Source organism: Arthrobacter sp. Bi26, assembly GCF_918697925.1.
Taxonomy (GTDB): domain Bacteria; phylum Actinomycetota; class Actinomycetes; order Actinomycetales; family Micrococcaceae; genus Arthrobacter.
The window spans coordinates 91,156-110,673 of the sequence record NZ_CAKKMF010000002.1; the positions used below are offsets into that span (position 1 = coordinate 91,156).

18 protein-coding genes are annotated in these 19,518 nt (G+C 64.5%); 10 read left to right on the forward strand and 8 right to left on the reverse strand.

Features of this window, described 5'->3' with window-relative positions:
* The first annotated feature begins 248 nt into the window (after positions 1-248).
* Entirely contained in the window at positions 249-911 is a 663-nt protein-coding gene (locus LQV16_RS01055; protein ID WP_229992111.1) for a plasmid pRiA4b ORF-3 family protein, read from the forward strand.
* Between the two features lie 18 nt (positions 912-929).
* On the opposite strand, the gene LQV16_RS01060 is transcribed toward LQV16_RS01055, so the two are convergent.
* Entirely contained in the window at positions 930-2,015 is a 1,086-nt protein-coding gene (locus LQV16_RS01060) for an ATP-binding protein (protein WP_229992086.1), read from the reverse strand.
* A gap of 632 nt (positions 2,016-2,647) precedes the next feature.
* On the opposite strand from LQV16_RS01060, the gene LQV16_RS01065 reads away from it, so the two are divergent.
* A complete protein-coding gene (locus tag LQV16_RS01065; RefSeq protein WP_229992112.1) occupies positions 2,648-2,887 on the forward strand; it encodes a GH32 C-terminal domain-containing protein in 240 nt (79 codons plus the stop codon).
* 136 nt (positions 2,888-3,023) lie between these two features.
* Here the strand turns inward: LQV16_RS01065 and LQV16_RS01070 are convergent, their stop codons facing one another.
* Positions 3,024-3,245, reverse strand: a complete 222-nt coding sequence (locus tag LQV16_RS01070) for a hypothetical protein (protein ID WP_229992087.1) — start codon at positions 3,243-3,245, stop codon at positions 3,024-3,026.
* A gap of 159 nt (positions 3,246-3,404) precedes the next feature.
* Between LQV16_RS01070 and LQV16_RS01075 the strand changes: the two genes are divergently transcribed.
* From LQV16_RS01075 to LQV16_RS01095, 5 genes are read left to right on the forward strand one after another with little or no spacing between them, the layout of a single operon-like run.
* Positions 3,405-4,841: a family 43 glycosylhydrolase gene (locus tag LQV16_RS01075; RefSeq protein WP_229992088.1), complete on the forward strand. Its 1,437-nt coding sequence runs from the start codon at positions 3,405-3,407 to the stop codon at positions 4,839-4,841.
* A gap of 39 nt (positions 4,842-4,880) precedes the next feature.
* Positions 4,881-6,212 carry an extracellular solute-binding protein gene (locus LQV16_RS01080; RefSeq protein ID WP_229992089.1) on the forward strand — a complete coding sequence of 444 codons (1,332 nt, stop codon included), beginning with the start codon at positions 4,881-4,883 and terminating at the stop codon, positions 6,210-6,212.
* Between the two features lie 44 nt (positions 6,213-6,256).
* Entirely contained in the window at positions 6,257-7,138 is an 882-nt protein-coding gene (locus tag LQV16_RS01085) for a sugar ABC transporter permease (protein WP_229992090.1), read from the forward strand.
* A complete protein-coding gene (locus LQV16_RS01090) occupies positions 7,135-8,040 on the forward strand; it encodes a carbohydrate ABC transporter permease (protein WP_229992091.1) in 906 nt (301 codons plus the stop codon). The genes LQV16_RS01085 and LQV16_RS01090 overlap by 4 nt, the downstream gene beginning before the upstream one ends.
* A 38-nt stretch (positions 8,041-8,078) precedes the next feature.
* Entirely contained in the window at positions 8,079-9,158 is a 1,080-nt protein-coding gene (locus LQV16_RS01095; protein WP_229992092.1) for a LacI family DNA-binding transcriptional regulator, read from the forward strand.
* Positions 9,159-9,224: 66 nt separating this feature from the next.
* On the opposite strand, the gene LQV16_RS01100 is transcribed toward LQV16_RS01095, so the two are convergent.
* The 6 genes from LQV16_RS01100 to LQV16_RS01125 form a co-directional block, all read right to left on the reverse strand.
* Positions 9,225-10,107 (reverse strand): IS5 family transposase gene (locus LQV16_RS01100; RefSeq protein ID WP_229992093.1). Its coding sequence is split into 2 segments (ribosomal slippage): positions 9,225-9,746 and positions 9,748-10,107, totalling 882 coding nucleotides; the frame shifts between segments, so codons are not numbered across the junction.
* A 45-nt stretch (positions 10,108-10,152) separates the two neighbouring features.
* Positions 10,153-10,518 (reverse strand): VOC family protein, encoded by a 366-nt coding sequence (locus LQV16_RS01105; protein WP_229992094.1) that lies wholly within the window; start codon positions 10,516-10,518, stop codon positions 10,153-10,155.
* A 417-nt stretch (positions 10,519-10,935) separates the two neighbouring features.
* Positions 10,936-11,739, reverse strand: a complete 804-nt coding sequence (locus tag LQV16_RS01110) for a putative hydro-lyase (protein ID WP_229992095.1) — start codon at positions 11,737-11,739, stop codon at positions 10,936-10,938.
* Complete coding sequence (locus LQV16_RS01115) at positions 11,736-13,091, reverse strand: MFS transporter (RefSeq protein WP_229992096.1); 1,356 nt, start codon at positions 13,089-13,091, stop codon at positions 11,736-11,738. Before LQV16_RS01115 ends, LQV16_RS01110 begins: the two co-directional genes overlap by 4 nt.
* 631 nt (positions 13,092-13,722) lie before the next feature.
* Positions 13,723-15,750 (reverse strand): ABC transporter ATP-binding protein, encoded by a 2,028-nt coding sequence (locus tag LQV16_RS01120; protein WP_290369303.1) that lies wholly within the window; start codon positions 15,748-15,750, stop codon positions 13,723-13,725.
* Complete coding sequence (locus LQV16_RS01125; RefSeq protein ID WP_229992097.1) at positions 15,747-17,489, reverse strand: ABC transporter ATP-binding protein; 1,743 nt, start codon at positions 17,487-17,489, stop codon at positions 15,747-15,749. Before LQV16_RS01125 ends, LQV16_RS01120 begins: the two co-directional genes overlap by 4 nt.
* A gap of 172 nt (positions 17,490-17,661) precedes the next feature.
* Here LQV16_RS01125 and LQV16_RS01130 point away from each other — a divergent pair, with 172 nt between their 5' ends.
* The 3 genes from LQV16_RS01130 (at position 17,662) to LQV16_RS01140 (ending at position 19,516) form a co-directional block, all read left to right on the forward strand.
* Positions 17,662-18,042, forward strand: coding sequence for a VOC family protein (locus tag LQV16_RS01130; RefSeq protein ID WP_229992098.1), 381 nt, complete (start codon positions 17,662-17,664; stop codon positions 18,040-18,042).
* Between the two features lie 43 nt (positions 18,043-18,085).
* Positions 18,086-18,823: a VOC family protein gene (locus LQV16_RS01135; RefSeq protein ID WP_229992099.1), complete on the forward strand. Its 738-nt coding sequence runs from the start codon at positions 18,086-18,088 to the stop codon at positions 18,821-18,823.
* 240 nt (positions 18,824-19,063) lie between these two features.
* On the forward strand, positions 19,064-19,516 hold the full coding sequence (locus LQV16_RS01140; protein ID WP_229992100.1) for a universal stress protein: 453 nt from the start codon (positions 19,064-19,066) through the stop codon (positions 19,514-19,516).
* The last annotated feature ends 2 nt before the right edge of the window (positions 19,517-19,518 follow it).

Sequence of the window (19,518 nt, forward strand, 5' to 3'; positions counted from 1 at the left end):
GAAGCTGGGGAATCAGATCGTATTGCCCCGTGAGGACGTCATCGATCGATGTTTGACCTGCAATGTATTGAGCATCATCTGTTCCTTTCGCTTCTCCTTTCCTTGGCATGCCTTGACCCTATGAGCACGGCGCGCGGCCTACGTCCCGGACACGCGGGCACGGCACATATACGACCGATCGCAGACGCAGCTCATCGTGGCCTCTCCTCGTTGAGGGAGCGCGGATCTGCGAGGATTATCCAGTGAGCATGAGGGGAATCGAGAACCTGGCCGGGCCGGACTGGGTCCTGGAGCTGCGCGTGGGCCTGGTTGACAGTGACCCGGAGATCTGGCGTCGGTTGGAGGTTCTGGGCTCCATGCCGCTGGGGCTGGTTCACGAGGTGCTGCAGGTGGCGTTTGGCTGGGAAGATGCTCATCTGCATCGGTTTGTCGACAGCGATCCTTTCGCGCCGCTGCGGCCGGTCAACGGCGAAGTTCCCGAGTCCCTGCAGTGGCTCCCGGCACAGTGGTGCGAGGAAGAGACCGACCTGGACGAGGACGGCTGTTCGCTGGATCAGCTTCTTGCGCGTGGATCGGGGGAGGCCTTCTATGAGTACGACTTTGGCGACAGCTGGCTCCACCGGATCGAACTGGTTTCCCGCCGGCCGGCTGACCGGGACGCCCCGCCGGCGCAACTGATTGACGGTGCCCGGCGCGGCCCGTTGGAGGACTGCGGCGGTTTTCCCGGTTATGAGGAGATTCTGGATGCCCTGGCCGACCGGACGCGCCCGGATCACGCCGAGTACTCGGCCTGGGCCGCGGAAATGGCGGGCACTGACGGGCCCTTCGACCCGGATTCCCTGAGTATCGCGGACGTCAACCGGGACATCGCCAGCCGTTTTGCAGCCATGGCAGCCGCACCCCCTGAGTAGGTCCGGGGACAGTTGCTTCTATCCCCGAAGATATTGGCGAAGCCCTGGGATGGCGAAGTCAACTTTCCCGTAGCCGGCGGATTCGATCAGGCCGGCGGCGATGAGCCGGTTCCGGTATTTTGAGACCACGTTGGGTTTGGACTTGATGAGGTTTCCGATCTGGGCAGCTGCGGACGGGCCGTCCTGCTGGGCCATGGCATCGAGGAACTCGCGGTCCTTCTCTGAGATGTCCGAGAGTGCGGACTCGACGACGACCAGGGTGTTCCGTCGCTGGGCGGCCGCGATGGCGGTGCGGACATTGTCCTGATCCAGGGTCCAGCCGGCCTTGTCCGCCGCCATCCAGAGGTAGTAGCCAACGAGCTGGATCAGGAAAGGGTAACCCTCGGTGGCTTCCGCCGCTTCGCTGATCAGCTCGGGGGAGACGTCGATGCCTCCCTCGCTGAAAAGCTCAAGGTAGGAGGCGGTGACTTCGGCGGTGGCTGCTTCGTGAAGGTTGATCCTGTCGGCCCGCCGCAGGAACGTGGCCACGCCTTCGTTGAGCAGATCGGACACGGCCGAGGGGAGGCCGGCGAAGATCAGGCCGATGGGCAGTCCGTCGCGGATGAAGTGCTGCACGTCGGCAGCCAGTTGGGAGATTTCGGTCCGGTCCACGGCGTGGATTTCGTCAATCGTGATGACCAGGCCCGTCCCCTTGGCCTCCAACAGCCGCAGGAGTTCCTCTCCGGTCCGGCGCCAGTCCGGAACGCGGTCCTGGGGCAGCTGGGTGGTCAGTCCGAACCCGGCGGCGGAGAAGGCGGTGATCTTTCGCGTCGGCGGGCCGTCCCCGAGCTCGTCAACCAGGCGCAGCATGTCGTCACCGATTCTGGCCAGAAACCCGGGGTTGGCTGTCCGGGAGATCACGGCCCAGCCGTGGTTCCTGGCGATCGATTCCGCTGCGCTGAGCATCACGGTCTTGCCGATGCCCCTGGACCCGGTAATGATCGTAAGGAGCCCCGGGGCGCCCGGCCCCTGCTGCAGCCCGTATTCGAACTCGTCCAGGAGACCTGCCCGGCCGACCAGATCCGGCGGGGTCGCCCCGGCGGTCGGCTTGAAGGGGTTTTGCACCGTTGCCTCCAATGCACGTGGTTGTGGGGTGAAAGATGGTGAAACCGGTGAAAGTGGTGAAACTCCGGCCAGCCTACCAGCCCGGGCCTCATCCATGATCTTCAACCGGCCTGGATCAGCCGCCGGCCCCGACGTCACCTCGGCGGGCAGCGGTAAACCTTGGTGGACGGACCTGCCGCTGGTGCCCTAACGGCCGGAATAGGCGTTAGCGGATACTGTCTGGCAGGCATGGGGTGCATGCGCCCAATTCACACACGAACCCGCTATTCCCACCATTTTCGAGGACCGCGGCGTGGGGCCCGATGCAATCTACCTCCCGGACCATCCAAACCGGCAAGGGCCGCAGAACGGCCGTCAACCGCCAGGACCGGGCGCCTCGGCGCCCGGCGCTTCCACCTGAGCGGATTGGGGGGCCGGGGAGTGCGCACGAGGCTGGTGAGATGTAGACTGAAAGGAGCGCAATTTGTCCTTACATTCTGACAACTTTACATAACGTCGGTTATCGGCTAAATGTTTCACCTCGACGCGGGAGTAGGCTCCCATGGCAATTCCAGGCCGCGCGTCCAACGCGCCTCGGTGCTGCGCTGCGCCTCCGCGTACTAACTTCCGCGGACGACAACGAGGAAACGGTCATTGAACTTGGCCGCACGCTTGAAGGCCCCGGAACCGCTGGCCATGGCACCCTTCGTCTCGACCAAACCCGCAGCAGCCTCGACCCCACCGTGGATATGGAGGACAAACTGGGCCCCGTCCGCATGCCCGACGGCCGGGTGCACCTGCGCGTCCTTTTGGATCGATCCGCCGTCGAGATTTTCGCCAACGGCAAGCCGCTCACGGCCCGCGTGTACCCGACCCTGGGGGTCAGCGCGTGAGTCTCGCGGCCGCCGAAGGTGCCGTGCGGCTGCTCTCCCCCGATGCCTGGACCTAGGCTGAGATCTTTGAAGGTGCCGGCCCCTTTTCCCCTAACCCAAGATCCGGCCCTCTCTTATTTTTCGGGCCTGGCTTGTTTCAGCGTTCTTGTTCGATACGCCGGACGATCATGGCCTCGAACTCAACGAGCTTCCGGGTTCCGCTGCCGCTGTCCAGGATCCAGAACATGCCCATAGACGGCACTGTCTGAAGCACCTTGCCGCGGTGGTAGCGTCGTCCGTCGTGCCAGGCTTCAATTGCATCGCCCGCGGTGAGATCCCTCAGATCTCGCACGATGCCGGCTGCTTGTTCTTCCGTCATGACCCCTCATTCCCCTGCCAGCAGGGCCAACCCCCACCAATTCAGAGTAGGGGCCGAAGATTGCGTCCACGTTAAATTGCTAAAACGCTTGATCAAAGTCTTGCATCAGGCTATCTTTGATTTTGATCAAACGCTTAAGCAGAATGGACATCAGCGCCGATGAAACGCTCAGTATTCTTCCAGCCCGCCGACGGTTGGGTCGGAGATCTCATCCCCTTCGAGAAGGACGGCGAGTTCTGGCTCTTCTACCTTCACGAGGTCCGCACCGACCCCAAGCCCGGGACGTCCTGGAACCTGGTCACCACCAAAGACCTCACCCAGTTCGAAGACCAGGGCGTTTCCCTCCAGCACGGAAGTGAAACCGACCTGGACTTCAACGCGTACACGGGAAGCATCGTGTGCGACGAGTCAGGCATCCACCACCTGTTCTATACGGGGCAGAACCCCCGGAACCTCGGCTCCGACGGAGCGCCGCTGCAGCTCGTCATGCACGCCACGAGCACGGACGGCATGACGACCTGGGTCAAGCACCCGGAACTGACGTTCGGCGCCCCGGCCGGCTACGAGTCAGGCGACTGGCGCGACCCTTTCGTTTTCCGGGACGAGGCCGCAGGCCAGTGGCGGATGCTGCTGGCGGCACGGCACTCCGACGGGCCGGAACGCCGCCGCGGGGTCATAGCCCAGTGCGTGTCCAGTGACCTGATGACCTGGCAGCACACCGAGCCGTTCTGGGATCCGCGCCGCTACATCACCCATGAATGCCCGGACGTCTTCTCCTGGGGCGACTGGTGGTACATGGTCTACTCAGAGTTCTCCGAGTCGTTCACAACCCGCTACCGGATGGCCAAAAGCCCCGACGGCCCCTGGACGGTGCCGGACCTGGACAGCATCGACGGGCGCGCCTTTTATGCCTCCAAGACGGCCGAACGGGACGGGCGCCGCTTCTTCTTCGGCTGGATCGCCAGCAAGGAAGACAACTCCGACGACGGCGCATGGCAGTGGGCGGGCACCATGTCCGTCCTGGAAGCACACCGGAACCCCGACGGCACCCTGGCGTTCTCCTTCGCCGACGAACTGGTGGAGAGCTTCTGGGACGAGGTCCCGGTGTCCTTCGACCGGGACCTTCCCGCGACGCTCACTGTTCCGGACGGCTTCGCAGCCGTTGTGTCCGAAGAGGTCCTGCCTCCGCAGTTCTACGCCAAGGCGGTTCTGCAGATCGCACCCGGCACCACAGAATGCGGCCTGCTGCTCCGCTCCAGTGCCGACGGAGACCGGTCCTACGTTCTCCGTTTGGAACCAAAGCGCGGCCGCATGGTGTTTGACCGGTGGCCCCGGGAAATCACCGGCGATGCACAATGGCATGTCTCGGGCGACGTTCCGTACGACATCGAGTTGGAACGCCCCTGTGACCTCAGCCCCGGCGAACACGTACTCGAAGTGGTCGTGGACGGAGACCTCTGTGTCGCCGTCCTGGACCGGCAGGTGTCCCTCAGCACGAGGCTCTATGACCTGTCCGAGGGCCGGATCGGCATCTTCGCCGGAGAAGGATCCGTCACCATCACCGAACTTGAAACACGCCAGCGCACCGATATCTAACTCGACCCATCCTCACTCCAATCAAGGGAGATTGCCGTAATGATAAAACTTTTCCGAACTGCCGCAGTGGCAGCCGTCACCGCCCTGGCTTTGGCAGCATGCGGCGGAGGGGCCAGTAACCCCTCCAACGTGAGCCCCACCGGGGAAATCAAGCCCCGCGAAATTTCGTGGCTGTTGTCCCGGCCGGCCGACGGCGCCGTCATCAACATCATGAAGAAGCTCGCGGACGACTACGCCAAGGACCACCCGGGTTTCTCGCTGAACCTGATCACCACCCCCGACAGGCCCTCATACATCCAGAAACTTGAGACCCTCGCCGCCGCGAACAAGCTTCCGGAACTCTTCGACACTGACGCCACACCGTTCGCCCAGCAGCTGGCGAAACAGGGCAAGATGGTCGACGCCGAGAAGCTGCTCAAAGACTTAGGCGTCTACGACAACTACCGGCCCAGCGCACTTGATTACCAGCGGTTCGACGACGGGTCGCTGAACATGATTCCGTTCCAGTTCGAGCTGGAGTTCATCTGGTACAACAAAGCCCTGCTGCAGAAGGCCGGAGTGTCCGTCCCGAAGTCCCTCGATGACCTCCCCGCCATGTGTACCGCCCTGCGCAAGGCCGGCATCACCCCCATCGCCATCGACGGCCAGGACCAGTGGCCCCTCGAACGGTATGTCGCCTACCAGCCGTTCAGGGAAGCCGGTCCGGACTTCATCCAGAAGCTAAAGAAGGGCGAAGCCAAGTTCTCCGACCCCGCAGGCCAGAAGTCCGTTCAGTGGATGGAAGCGCTCGGCAAGGCCAAGTGCTTCCAGGACGGCTTTTCCTCCCAGGGATACTCTGATGCCCAGAACCAGTTCACCTCCGGCCAGGCCGCCATGTACAACATCGGCACTTGGGAACTGCCCAGCCTGGCAACCGACAAACTGAATCCGGCAGTCCGCGATAACACCGACTTCTTCACCCTCCCGACGACCCAGGGATCCGTCACGGCGGCCAACGAGTACGTCTCCCCGTCCGGCATCGGCATGGCGGTCAACACCAAGACCTACGACCCGCTCGTGAGCGACTTCCTGAAGTTCGCCCTGGTGAAGTACCCTTCCGAATACGCAGCCACAGGAGCGCTCTCACCGACGACCAATGTGGAAACCGCCGTACCGGCCAACGCAACACCCCTGTACAAGAAGGCCCTTGAGAAGGCGAACGACCTCGGGAACGAACAGGCCATGCCGTGGGACACCCAGCTCGACCCGACCACCAACGGTCGGCTGCAGCAGGAACTCGTGCTCCTCGTCCAGGGCAACATCACGCCCGAACAGTTCACCAGCACGATGGACAACGCCGTCGCGCAAAACGCCCCGAAGTTCTTCAAGTAACCGCTGCGGTGGGGGGCTCCGGCCCCCACCCGAAAGGCCTCATCATGCTTCCCAACAGGTCACGACTATCAGTCCTGGTCTTCCTCCTTCCGCCGCTGCTGCTCTACGGCGCTGCCGTACTGTTCCCGATTCTCCAGTCCCTGGTCCTGAGCTTCTTCTCATGGAACGGGATCAGCGACATGGAATTCGTGGGACTGGCAAACTACGTGCGGATGTTCACCGGCGACGACATCTTCTGGCGCTCCTTCTTCAACGCTCTCGGCTATCTGGCCATCTGCCTGGTCTTGCAGCTTGGCGGCGCCCTGCTGGTCGCGAGCCTCCTCACCTCGCTGAGCCGGGGCCGGGAACTGATAAAAACCCTCTACCTGCTGCCGGCAGTGATCTCGACGGTGGCCATCGCGTTCCTCTTCGTGCGTATCTACTCGATCGACCCGGTGGGCCTGCTCAACCAGGTCCTGCAGTGGATTGGCCTCGGCGCCCTCGAACGCCCCTGGCTCTCGGACATCAACACCGTCCTGGCCGCAGTGTCGGTGCCGGAAGGATGGCGGTTCACGGGCTTGTACATGCTCATCCTCTACGCGGCGTTGCTCTCCGTTCCACTGGAACTGGAGGAAGCAGCACGCCTCGACGGAGCTTCGCGGTGGCAACTGTTCACCAAGATCCGTTTCCCCCACATCCGGCCCGTCTGGATCACCACCACCATCATGGCTACGACCTACGGCCTGCGCGGATTCGACATCCCCTACCTGATGACCAACGGCGGGCCCGGACAGTCCTCGGAGCTCCTGACCACCTACATGTACAAGACGGCATTCACGAGCACCGACTTCGGCTACGCCAGCACCATCTCCGTGTTCATCGTCGTCGAATGCCTGGCCGCCGTCGGGCTCATCCTCTTCATGCTCAAACGAAAGGCGGACGCATGACCGCGCAAGCAGCCCCGATTACAAGACCTGTCATGACTTCACCGGACAGCCCGCCTCCGCTGCGCAGACGGCGCAAGCCCAGTCTCTACGGCACGTTGTCAAAGGTGCTGATCGCCCTCATCGTCATCGTGCAGGTCTACCCCCTCGCATGGCTTTTCATCACCAGCCTTCGCACCGAACAGGACTTCGCGACGGGCGACCCGTTTGCACTGCCGAAGTCCCTTACCTGGGATAACTACGCCCGCGCCTTCGAAACCGGCAACCTCGGGATGAACATCCTCAACAGCTTCATCGTCACCATGGGAGCCAACCTCCTGATCGTGCTGCTGGGAATGATGGCAGCCTATGCACTCCAGGTCCTCGGCTTCCGCTTCAGCAAGGTCGTCCGCGGCCTGTTCTTGATCGGCATCATCGTGCCCGTGCAGATCGCTCTCGTGCCGCTGTTCATCGACTACTCGACGATCAACCTGCTCGACACCTACCCGTCGATGATCATTCCCCTGGCCGGCTTTGCCCTTCCGATGTCGATCTACCTGTTCTCCTCATTCTTTAACTACATCCCCCGGGAAACGTACGAGGCGGCCTCACTTGACGGAGCGGGGCCCTACCGCATCTTCGGGCTCATCACCCTGCCCCTGTCGGTCAACACCGTCGTGACCGTCGTGCTGGTCAACAGCATCTTCATCTGGAACGACTTCATCTTCGCCAACACCTTCGTCCTCTCTGAGGAACTCAAGACCATCCCGCTTGGCCTGCAGAACTACATCGGAGCCATGGGGAAGACCGACTGGACGGCCACGTTCGCCGCCGTCTGCGTCACCATCACCCCGCTGCTGCTGGTCTTCTTGGTGCTCAACAAGGCGATGATCCAGGGCCTGGAAAGCGGGGCGACCAAGGGATGACAGCAGCAACGGACGGATATACTCCTGAAGGAGGGCACATGATTTCAATGGAGAATAGTTCGGGCACGCCATCGGTTGAGGCTGCACCCCCGAAGCAGCCCACGCGCGCCCACCCCATCACCCTGCGTCAGGTCGCGGAAGCAGCCGGCGTCTCCACCGCCACCGTCTCGTTGGTCGTCAACATGAAAAAGGACGCCCGCATCTCTGCCGCCACCCGGAAACGGGTTCGGGACGCGATTCGGGACCTTGGCTACCGGCCCAATGCGATGGCCCAAACCCTGGTCAGCGGCAGCTCCCGGTTCATCGGCCTCGTGGCCGACTCCATCGCAACCACACCCTTCGCAGGCCAGATCATCCACGGGGCCCAGGATGAGGCCTGGAAACATGGATACGCCCTCCTGATCGCCAACACCGAAGGCAATAGCGAGCTTGAGACGGACGCGATCTCCATGATGCTCGAATACAAGGTCCGCGGCATCCTCTACTCGACCTGGTTCCACCGCGCCACCGACATACCGGTCTCTCTTCGCGAAGCGGACTTCGTCCTCGTCAACTGCTTCTCGACGGAACCGGGCGCACGGGCCGTGGTCCCCGATGAGGCACAAGGTGGCCGTTCAGCGACGGAAATCCTGCTGCGGCACGGCCACCGCCGGATTGCCTTCATCAACGCCACCATCCCCGCTCCTGCCAAGGACGGGCGCCTTCAGGGCTACAGGGATGCCCTGGAAGCGGCAGGGATCCCGTTCGACGAGGGCCTGGTCCTGGAAGCCTATCCCAACCAGGAAGGCGGATACGGGGCGACCGTGGAACTCCTCAAGCGCGGCGTCTCGGCCGTGTATTGCTACAACGACCGCATGGCGATGGGACTTTACGACGGGCTGCGCGAGCACGGCCTGTCCATCCCGGACGACATGGCCGTGGTGGGTTTCGACAACCAAGAAGTCATCGCCGCCCATCTCCGGCCCCCGCTTTCCACGGTGTCTCTCCCCCACTACGAACTGGGCGCAGCCGGAGTCCGGATGCTGCTGGGCCTTGACGAGGCACCGGACAATGCCGCCGCAAAAATTAACTGTCCCACAGTGGAGCGAACCTCCGTCCAGGCGCTGGCACCGGCATAGGCGGCCTGCGGATACCTGCGCAGCCCGCACTCCCCCCAGGAACACCCGGGGCTAGGGCGTGTCTCCTTATTGTCGTAGCCAGATGACGACGGCGTAGAGGACGACGCCTGCACGGTAGGTCAGCGCGAGTTTGTCGTAGCGGGTGGCGATGGCGCGCCATTGTTTGAAGAGGCTGAAGGATCTTTCGACAGTGTTGCGGCCTTTGTAGGTTTCGGCGTCGAAGTTCACGGGGCGCCCGCCGCGTGAACCACGGCGTTTCCGGTGTCCGATCTGGTCGGACGGTTCCGGGATGACGGCTTTGATGCCCCGACCGCGCAGTAGTGACCGGTTGGCCCTGGAGGAGTACGCCTTGTCGACCATCACGGCATCCGGCCGCGTTCTGGCCGGGCCCCCGCCGAGACGGGGCACCCGCACTGCCTCCATGACGACCGGGAACATCGGCGAGTCACCGCCCTGTCCGGGGCCCAGGATCATGGCCAGCGGCCTGCCTTTTCCGTCGCAGGCGTGATGGATCTTGGTGCTCAGCCCGCCGCGGGAGCGGCCGATGGCGTGGTCTGAGGGTTCAGCAAACAGTTTCTTGTATTTCGGGAGTTCCCCCTGTGCTGCGGGGAAGGTTCGTCCCGTGCTGGTGGGCCCGGTTGATGGTCGAATCCACCGAAACTGCCCAGTCGACCTGCCCGGTGGCGTCCGCCTCGGCCAGAAGCCTCGCGTGGATCCGGTCCCATGTCCCGTCGGAGGCGAAACGCCGGTGACGCTTCCATACCGTCTGCCAGGGACCAAACTCCGCAGGTAGGTCCCGCCATGCAATTCCGCACCGGTACCGGTAGATAATGCCTTCAATGACCTGGCGGTGGCCACGGAACGGGCGCCCCCGCTGTCCGTCCGAGCTGGGCAGCAACGGCTCGATCCGGGACCACTGCTCATCACTCAAAACAGATGTTCTCGACACCGTTTAAGCATTCCAGCCAGCAACCCCCTATTTAGGAGACACGCCCTAGTCCGCCGGCCGGGGAGGTTCGTGGAGTCCGAATGCCGAGCCTTGGTCGTCCTTGCAGAGCTTGAACCTGCCGTACTCCCCCGCACTGGTCTCATCCCCAAGCTCGGGTTCGTCGACTGAGCCGCCGAGCTCCCGAACCCGGTCCAGTGCGGCATCCATGTCGTCCACCCCGAAGAAGATGTACGGCACGGCGCCGGAGTCGCCGCCGTGCATCCCGCCGGAGAGCCCGGGCGTGCCGATCATGAATCCTCCGCCGGCGGAGGGCCCGGGCGTGAAGTCCCAGCCGAAGAGCGCCCCGTAGAACGCCTTGCCGCGCTGGGGATCTTTGACGCCGATTTCAAAGAACGCTGGCTCGCCGGACATGGCTCCTCCTGGTCTTGGGTGAGAACGCACCCACCCTAGGACCGAATGCCCGGGCACACAATGGTGCGGAGCTTTTGCAGCTGCTGGCGATTGTCGAATCAACGGCAAGCGGACGACGGCGGGGAGTCCCGCCGTCGTCCGCTTGCCGTTTGCTGCCCTACAGTCTGTGATGCTCCGGAGCTGCCCACCGGGGTTCTCCGGAATCGGCCTTGCTTGCCGGTTGGCCTGCATACGTCCAGACACATGGCCGGCCGGCATCGCTCGGGAGAAGCTGGCCTTCGTACAGCGAGATGCTCGCTCCCGCCGGACTCTGCCAGACTCCGGTCAGTTCGCAGTGGGTGCCGGTGGCTTGCCGCCGTGGCGCCGAGAGGTTGATGATCCTGCGTGCCCGTTTCTCGGCAACGGGAAGTCTCTTCTTCACAATGACGCTCCTGCCGGTTCCCGGTAGGTGCTTTCGGGAACATCAGTGATGAACATGTGTCCGGGGGCGTGGCTGATGGCGAAGGCGGGCCTGGATGCCATCACTGCACTCTGCGGTGTCACGCCGCAGGCCCAGAAAACCGGCACTTCCCCCGGCCTGATCTCCACCGCATCGCCGAAGTCGGGGCGGTTGATGTCGGCAATGCCGAGGTCCCCGGGCGCCCCGACATGAACCGGGCTGCCGTGGACCTTGGGCACTTCCGACGTCACCCTGATTGCCGTTTCGACCAGCTCGAGCGGCATCGGGCGCATGGAAACCACCATCGGTCCGTGGATTCGTCCCGCAGGGATGCACGCGATGTTCGTGCGGTACATGGGGACGTTACGGCCCGTTTCGGTATGCCGGAGCGGGACGCCCTCGCTGGCGAGCGCGGCTTCGAAGGTGAAACTGCAGCCGATGAGGACGCCCACCATGTCATCACGCCAGACCGATGCGACGTCCGTGACTTCATCGGCAAGTTCGCCGTCCACCCACACCCGGTAGGCGGGGATGTCACTGCGGATGTCAGACCCTGCGGCGAGGGCGCTCTCGTACTGTCCCGCCGGGATGACGTCGATGACGGGGCAGGCCTTGGGGTTGAGCCGGCAGAACTCGATGAATTCGTCGGCGTAGTCGGCCGTCACCGCTATCAGGTTTGCCTGGGTGTAGCCGTCGCTCCATCCGGAGGTGGGGGTGACCAGGCCGTTGCGAAACTTCAGGCGCGCATCGGAGGGTGCCTGGAGTGCGTTGATCTGGTTCACCGGGTCTCCGCCAGCTCAGTTGAAGACTGCAGGTACTCCTGGTCCTCGGCAACGTTGGAGTCCCGTCCCAGGGCCAGGCCCACCAGGGTCAGGAGGCAGGCAACGCTGAGGTAGATGGCAACCGGAACCCAGCTGTTGAAGGTGCTCAGCAGGAGGGTGAACATGAACGGTGCGATGGCGCCACCGATGATTCCGGCGAAGGTGTAGGCCAGCGAACTGCCGGTGGAGCGGAGCCGCGGCGAGAACTGTTCAACAACGAAGGCCGCCTGGGGTCCGTACATAAACGAGTGGCAGAGCAGGCCCAGCACCGTTCCCACTATCAGCATGACCGGGGACCGACCTTCGAGGACGATGAAGAACAGGTACCCCCAGACGGCGGCGGCCACTGCGGCGATGGCGTAGACCAGCCGGCGGTTGATGCGGTCAGAGATGGCTCCGGCAAGCGGCATGGTGAAAATCTGGAGTGCCGAACCGATGAGGACGGCCACCAGCACTTGGCCGCGGTCGAAGCCAAGTTTCTGAATGCCGTAGGTGAGCATAAAGACGGTGCACATCGCGTAGATGACGTCCGGGCCGATGCGGCTGAGCATGGCCGCGATGAGGGGCCGGCGCTGGGTTGCCAGGACTTCGCGGATCGGGGACTTGGGCTTGTCTCCCCTGGCCTCCATGGCCTTGAAGATGGGGGTGTCCTCAAGCTTGAGCCGGATCCAGAGCCCGAAGGCCACCAGCAGTGCCGAGATCAGGAAGGCGATTCGCCAGCCGAAGTTCAGGAAATCCTCTTCGGACAGGGTCAAAGTCAGGACGGCAAGCGCGCCGTTGGCCATCAGGTTGCCGGCGGGCGGGCCGATCTGCGCGGCGGATGCCCAGAAACCGCGGCGGTTCGGGTCACCGAATTCACTGGAGAGCAGGACTGCCCCGCCCCACTCGCCGCCGACGCCGACACCCTGCGCGAAGCGGAGGAAGACCAGGATGGCGGGGGCGATGATGCCGATGGTGTCGTACGTGGGCAGCAGGCCGATGAGGAACGTGGCGACGCCGATCAGCATCAGCGTGATGACCAGGATCTTCTTGCGGCCGATCTCGTCCCCGAGCCGGCCGAAGATGATGCCACCGACGGGCCGGGAAATGTAGCCCACGGCGTAGGTGGAGAAGGCCAGCAGGGTGCCCGTGACAGGGTCCGAGGCCGGGAAGAAGACCAGCGGGAAAACGATCGCAGCCGCGGCGGAGTAGACGGCGAAGTCATAGAACTCCAGCGCGGTTCCGGTCAGGCTGGCCGCGAATGCCTTGTACATGCCCTTGCGCCCCACAAAGGGTTTCGGGTCAGCGGGGGCCATTACAGATGGAGTGGCCATTTGTACCTCCATGAAGAGTGTGGATGTCATCCGAGTGCGGGCGGATGGTGTTTGTGCGCCTTTTCTGTCCGGACCTGCGTCGTTGCAGGTGGGGACATCCGGGTGCGTGTGCGGCTACCGTGATGGGCTGCGGAAGTCGGGACTGCGATCAATTGTTGGATTGTTGAACAATCCGAACTTGTTGAACAATTTACGCGACGCAGATCACACCGTCAAGGGGTTGACGGTGATGCAGTCGTCGCGGCTCTTGCCGGATTTAAGGCGGGGAAGCGCTAGTTCGAAGCCTCGGGCCCCGACGCATGGACCGCCGTCTGGTGCTCTTCCGACCGCGCGAGGTAGTCGGTCAGGCAGTAGGCCGCGTGCAGGCGTCGTCCTCTACGCCGTCGTCATCTGGCTACGACAATAAGGAGACACGCCCTAGTCCTTGATTCACGCGTGATCCCGCCGGTTCTTGCCCCAAGGGAGAGCCGGCGGGGTCTTGTTTCCTCGACCACCGGAGGTGAGAAAGCATGACCTCGCCCCCTACTCCAGTACTCACATTCATCCCACCGATAGCGGATCTTACGTAAAGTCGAATCCGCGCAGAGACGAACTACCCGTCTCGAGGCCGACAGAAGAAATGTTCTGCGCCCTAAACCTCGGCCACAGGAGCCGCGAACTGCGCCGCGTACAGCGCCGCGTACGCCCCGCCCGCAGCCAACAATTGAGCGTGCGAGCCCTGCTCCACGATCTGCCCGGACTCCATCACCAGGATGAGGTCGGCGTCGCGGATGGTGGAGAGCCGGTGGGCAATGACAAACGAAGTCCGGTCGGATCTCAAAGCACTCATCGCCTTCTGCACCAGGACCTCGGTCCGCGTATCCACTGAAGAAGTCGCCTCGTCCAGGATCAGCACGGACGGCCGGGCTAGGAACGCCCGGGCAATCGTGAGCAGCTGTTTCTCGCCGGCGGAGACGTTGGAGCCCTCGTCGTCGAGCACGGTGTCGTAGCCCTCCGGCAGGGACCGGACGAACCGGTCCACATAGGTCGCCCGCGCCGCCTCCAGGATCTCGTCCTCCGAAGCACCAGGCCGGCCGTAGGCGATGTTGTCCCGGATGGTCCCGCCGAACAGCCAGGTGTCCTGCAGCACCATGCCCATCCGCGAGCGCAGCTCGTCGCGGGTCATCGCGGTGACGTCCACGCCGTCGAGCGTGATCCGCCCGGCGTCGAGTTCGTAGAAACGCATCATCAGGTTCACCAGGGTGGTCTTGCCCGCGCCGGTGTGCCCCACGATGGCCACCGTCTGCCCCGGCTCCGCGACCAGGCTCAGGGAAGTGATCAGCGGCTTGTCCGGGGAGTAGGAGAAGGAGACGTCCTCGAACACCAGCCGGCCGCGGCCCCCGTTAGGCGCCACCGACGGATAAGGATCCGCCGACTGTTCCTCGGTGTCCAACAGCTCAAACACCCGCTCGGCCGAGGCCACGCCGGACTGCAGCAGGTTCGCCATGGAGCCCAGCTGGGCCAGCGGCTGGGTGAACTGCCGGGAGTACTGGATGAACGCCTGCACGTCGCCCAGCTGCATCGCCCCCGAGGCCACCTGCAGGCCGCCCACCACGGCGATCCCCACGTAGACCAGGTTCCCGATGAACGTCATGGCCGGCATGATCAGCCCGGAAATGAACTGCGCGCCGAAGCTCGCCTGGTACAGCTCCACGTTCTTCTGCCGGAACCGCTCCTCCACTTCGCGCTGCCGGCCGAAGACCTTCACCAGCGCGTGCCCGGTGTAGGTCTCCTCGATCTGCCCGTTCAGCTCGCCGGTGTGTTTCCACTGCGACACGAACAGCTTCTGGGAGCGTTTGGCGATCACCGCCGTCGTCACCAGGGTCAGCGGAATGGTCACCAGCGCGATCAGCGCCAGCGTGGGCGAGAGCAGGATCATCATCACAAGCACCCCCACCACGGTCAGCACCGAGGTCACGGCCTGGCTGATGGACTGCTGGAGGCTTTGGGAGATGTTGTCGACGTCGTTGGTCACCCGGCTGAGCAGCTCGCCGCGCTGGATCGAGTCGAAGTAGCGCAGCGGCAGCCCGTTGATCTTCGCCTCGATCCGTTCGCGCAGCCGGAAGACTGTGCGCTGCACGACGCCGTTGAGGATATACGCCTGCAGCCAGCCGAACGCCGAGGCCAGCACGTACAGGGCAACCGCCCACAGCAGCACGGTGGCCAGCGCGGCGAAGTCGATCCCGGCGCCGGGCGTCAGCGTCATGGCGCTGAGCATGTCCGCCTGCTGGGTCTCCCCCGCGGCGCGCAGCTGCGCGATCACCTGGGCCTGGGTCTCCCCGGCGGGCAGCTGCTTGGACACGACGCCGGCGAAGATCAGGTTGGTGCCTTCGCCCAGCAGCCGGGGCCCGATCACCGAGAACGTCACGCTCACGACGGCGAGCAGCAGGACCAGCGTCAGCCACAGCCGTTCGGGTCTCAGCTCCCCCAGCAGCCGCCGGGCGGACGGCCCGAAGTTCATGGCCTTCTCCGCCGGGATGTTCATCCCGGCAAACGGTCCGCCGCGGCCGGGCCCACCCGCGGGGCGGGGAATCCGCAGCGGGGCCTGCGCGGCGGGCGCCCCGGAAACCCCGGGGGCGGCGGCGGGGACCGGCGTCGGTGCCTTGTCGGTGCGGCTCATGCCGCCTCCTCCGCCGCGAGCTGGGAGTTCACAATCTCTTGGTACGTCTCGGACGTCTCCAGCAGCTCCTCATGCGAACCGTGCGCGACGATCCTGCCGCGGTCCAGCACCAGGATCTGGTCCGCGTCCACAATGCTCGAGACCCGCTGGGCGATGATCACCAGCGTGGCCCCGGCAGTGTGCTGCTTGAGCGCCTGCCGCAGCCGGGCGTCCGTGGCCGTGTCCAGCGAGGAGAACGAGTCGTCAAAAATGTAGAGCTCGGGCCGTTTCACGAGCGCCCGGGCGATCGCGAGCCGCTGCCGCTGGCCGCCGGAGACGTTGGTGCCGCCCTGTGAGATCGGCGCGTCCAGTCCGCCTTCGAGCTCCTCCACAAAGTCCTGCGCCTGCGCAATGCTCAGGGCCCGCCAGAGCTCGTCCTCGGTGGCGTCGGGTTTGCCGTAGAGCAGGTTGCTGCGCACCGTGCCGGAGAACAGGAAGGGCTTCTGCGGGACCAGTCCGATGTGCCCCCACAGCAGGTCCGGGTGGAGCTCGCGCACGTCCACACCGTCGATCCGCACCGAGCCGGACGTCGCGTCGAACAGCCGCGGCATCAGGTTCACCAGGGTGGTCTTGCCGGAACCGGTGCTGCCGATGATCGCCGTCGTCTGCCCCGCGCGGGCGGTGAAGCTCACGTCCGAGAGCACCGGCTGCTCGGCCCCCGGGTAGGCGAACCCGACGTCGCGCATTTCCAGCTCACCGCGCGCCGCCCGCCCGGCCGCGCGCGAAACCGGACGCAACGGCGGCCGGACGCTGGACTCGGTCCCGAGCACCTCGCCGATCCGGTCCCCCGACACCGCCGCGCGCGGGATCATGATCGCCATGAACGTGGCCATCATGACGGACATCAGGATCTGCATGAGGTAGCTCAGGAACGCGATGAGTGTGCCCACCTGCATGGACCCGTCCTCGATCCGGAACGCGCCGAACCAGATCACGGCGGCGCTGGAGACGTTGAGCACCAGCATCACGGTGGGGAACGCGAGCGCCATGAGCCGGCCGGCGCGCAGCGCGGTGTCCGTGACGTCCTCGTTGGCGCGGGCAAAGCGTGCGGTTTCCACGTCCTCCCGGACGAAGGCCCGCACCACACGGATGCCGGTGAGCTGTTCGCGCAGCACCCGGTTGACGGTGTCGATCCGGGTCTGCATGAGCCGGAACAGCGGCACCATCCGGATAATGATCGACCCCACCGCAATCAGGAGCACGGGCACGCTGACCGCGATCAGCCAGGACAGCTGCAGGTCCTGCCGGATGGCCATGATCACCCCGCCGATGCAGAGCATGGGTGCCGTGACCATGAGCGTTGCAGACATCAGGACCAGCTGCTGGACCTGCTGGACATCGTTGGTGGAGCGGGTGATCAGGCTGGGTGGGCCGAACCGGGTGACTTCCTGCTCGGAAAATTCGGCCACCCGGGTGAAGATTGCCCCGCGGACGTCCCGGCCCATCGCCATCGCGGCCTTCGCCCCGAAATACACGGCCACAACCGTGCAGACGATCTGCAGCAGGGTAACCAGGAGCATGAGGCCGCCGATGCGCAGGATGTACTCCGTGTTCCCCGTCGCCACGCCCTGATCGATGATGTCCGCATTCAGGGTGGGCAGGTACAGCGAGGCAATGGACGCCGCCAGTTGGAAGACGACGACGGCGAACAGCAGCCGCCGCTGCGGCCGCAGGTATTCGACGAGCAGTTTCCAGAGCATCTGGTCTCCACTTCACGCGTCACGGGCACTTGTGTGGGTCAGTCTACGTCCGGCCGCCCGGAGATAGCTGGGTTCTTCTCAGGGCGAAGCGGGGCGCTGGCCTCGGGTGATGTTTTGCCTGCGGTTATGTTTTTGCTTGCCGGGCCGGTGGCCCGGGTGTAGCTTGAGGCGGATGCTGAGCATTGGCTCGATCGTGATCCGGGTGGACAACCTGGAACGCCAGATGAGTTTCTGGCAGGCTGCCCTGGGCTATGAGCCGCGGTACGCGCCCGACGGCGACTTTGTGATCCTGCAGCCGCCCGGCGGCGTGGGCACGTGCATCTCCCTGGACCGGGTCCCCGCGGCCGTCCAGGTCCCCCCGCGCCTGCATCTGGACCTGTATACGGACACCCAGGACGCGGAGGTGCAGCGCCTCCTGGCCCTGGGCGCCACCCGGATCGAATGGAGCCAGCGGCCGGCCGACGCCGACTACGTGATACTTGCCGATCCGGAAGGCAACAGGTTCTGCGTGGTGGACACCGCCGGGACGGGCACTTCACCCGCGACCCCCTAGAGTGCCTCCCATATCGGGCATTGCCTGTATAGGATCGGGCGGTATGGCGCTGCGACTTGTTCAGGTGAATTTCAAGGCTCGCGATGACTCGGCACTCGGCCGGTTTTGGGCGGAGGCGCTCGGCTGGGGTGTATCCAGCGAGGGACCCGGTGTAACCAATGTTGAACCCGTGGGCTTTGACTGGCCGGACCCGGCCGCCGTCTGCGTCGACGTCGTCACCGTCCCGGACCCCGAGACGGTGAGATACCGCGCGCACCTCGATCTCGCCACCACCTCTGCGGCCCATCAGGCGGAACTGGTGACGCACCTGTTGGAGCTCGGTGCGACGCCTGCCGACGTGGGCCAGGGTGATGTGCCGTGGACGGTTCTGGCCGACCCTGAGGGCAACGTGTTCCGAGTGTTGGAGCCTCGATCGATTTACCGGGACACCGGGCCGATCGCCGCGGTGGTGGTCCGCTGTGCGGAACCGCGGGCCATGGCCCGGTTCTGGGGCGGGGCGATGGACTGGACCCTGCACGAGGTGACCGACGATCATGCGAGGCTGCGTTCGGCCAAGGGTGTCGGGCCGTATCTGGAGTTCCTGCGCACGCCCGCCGGGAAGACCGTGTATGGCCGTGTCCATCTCGACCTGATGCCGTACCCCGGTGATGATCAAGCGGCAGAGGTGGCCCGGCTGCGGGCTCTGGGCGCCACTGACGCCGACGTCGGCCAGGGCGATGTGCCATGGGTGTGCCTCGCCGACTCAGAGGGCAACGAGTTCTGCGTCCTCGCCCCGCGGTGACGCGGAGCCTGGTTCCTGCACGAGTCCAGGCGGTGCAGACGCGGAGGATGTAGACGGCGGGGTAGGTGATGGCGAGCTTGTCGCAGCGCCCTGGACCGCGTTCACGCGCCCGTCCACCGGGCCGGGCAGTTGACCCGGCCCGGCCTCCGCCCCGACCACTCGCGACCTGAGTGAACCGGGGTGGACTCGCGATGACCTTCGACCCTAGACCCGCACGGATACCGGGTCCACGGTGTTTCCATGGAATCCACGGAACGCATCGTTGTCGGTATCGACGGCTCTGAATACTCGCCGGCGCCCTTGCGGCTTGCCGGGCGCTTTGCCGCGGCGTTGGGCGCACCCCTTGAGGTCATAACCTGCGTTGGTCTGTCCGATTATTACCTCCCGGCCCATCTCTCGCGTGTCAGTGATGAAGTGGCTACTCAGCTGGAAGAGGTCGCTGCACGCCTGGTGGATCAGGCCATTGACACCGCATTCGGTCAGGATCGTCCACCAAGGCTCTCCACGACGGTGAAGTTTGGAACACCAGCGAAGGTTTTGGTCGAGGAGAGCAAGGATGCGCAACTCCTGATCGTGGGCCGCCGGGGCCACGGCGGCTTCTTAAACCAGGTCATCGGCTCCGTGAGTAGCGCCTGTGCCGCGCACGCCTTTTGCCCGGTCGTTGTCGTAGGCCAAGAGTCCGGAGAGCGCTGAAC

Excerpts from the sequence above, each read along its gene's own strand:
- LQV16_RS01070 (WP_229992087.1), bottom strand. The coding sequence starts at position 3,245 with ATGACGGAAGAACAAGCAGCCGGCATCGTGCGAGATCTGAGGGATCTC.
- LQV16_RS01090 (WP_229992091.1), top strand. The coding sequence starts at position 7,135 with ATGACCGCGCAAGCAGCCCCGATTACAAGACCTGTCATGACTTCACCG.
- LQV16_RS01080 (WP_229992089.1), top strand. The coding sequence starts at position 4,881 with ATGATAAAACTTTTCCGAACTGCCGCAGTGGCAGCCGTCACCGCCCTG.
- LQV16_RS01140 (WP_229992100.1), top strand. The coding sequence starts at position 19,064 with ATGGAATCCACGGAACGCATCGTTGTCGGTATCGACGGCTCTGAATAC.
- LQV16_RS01075 (WP_229992088.1), top strand. The coding sequence starts at position 3,405 with ATGAAACGCTCAGTATTCTTCCAGCCCGCCGACGGTTGGGTCGGAGAT.
- LQV16_RS01055 (WP_229992111.1), top strand. The coding sequence starts at position 249 with ATGAGGGGAATCGAGAACCTGGCCGGGCCGGACTGGGTCCTGGAGCTG.
- LQV16_RS01125 (WP_229992097.1), bottom strand. The coding sequence starts at position 17,489 with ATGCTCTGGAAACTGCTCGTCGAATACCTGCGGCCGCAGCGGCGGCTG.
- LQV16_RS01135 (WP_229992099.1), top strand. The coding sequence starts at position 18,086 with ATGGCGCTGCGACTTGTTCAGGTGAATTTCAAGGCTCGCGATGACTCG.
- LQV16_RS01095 (WP_229992092.1), top strand. The coding sequence starts at position 8,079 with ATGATTTCAATGGAGAATAGTTCGGGCACGCCATCGGTTGAGGCTGCA.
- LQV16_RS01115 (WP_229992096.1), bottom strand. The coding sequence starts at position 13,091 with ATGGCCACTCCATCTGTAATGGCCCCCGCTGACCCGAAACCCTTTGTG.
- LQV16_RS01085 (WP_229992090.1), top strand. The coding sequence starts at position 6,257 with ATGCTTCCCAACAGGTCACGACTATCAGTCCTGGTCTTCCTCCTTCCG.
- LQV16_RS01130 (WP_229992098.1), top strand. The coding sequence starts at position 17,662 with ATGCTGAGCATTGGCTCGATCGTGATCCGGGTGGACAACCTGGAACGC.
- LQV16_RS01120 (WP_290369303.1), bottom strand. The coding sequence starts at position 15,750 with ATGAGCCGCACCGACAAGGCACCGACGCCGGTCCCCGCCGCCGCCCCC.
- LQV16_RS01105 (WP_229992094.1), bottom strand. The coding sequence starts at position 10,518 with ATGTCCGGCGAGCCAGCGTTCTTTGAAATCGGCGTCAAAGATCCCCAG.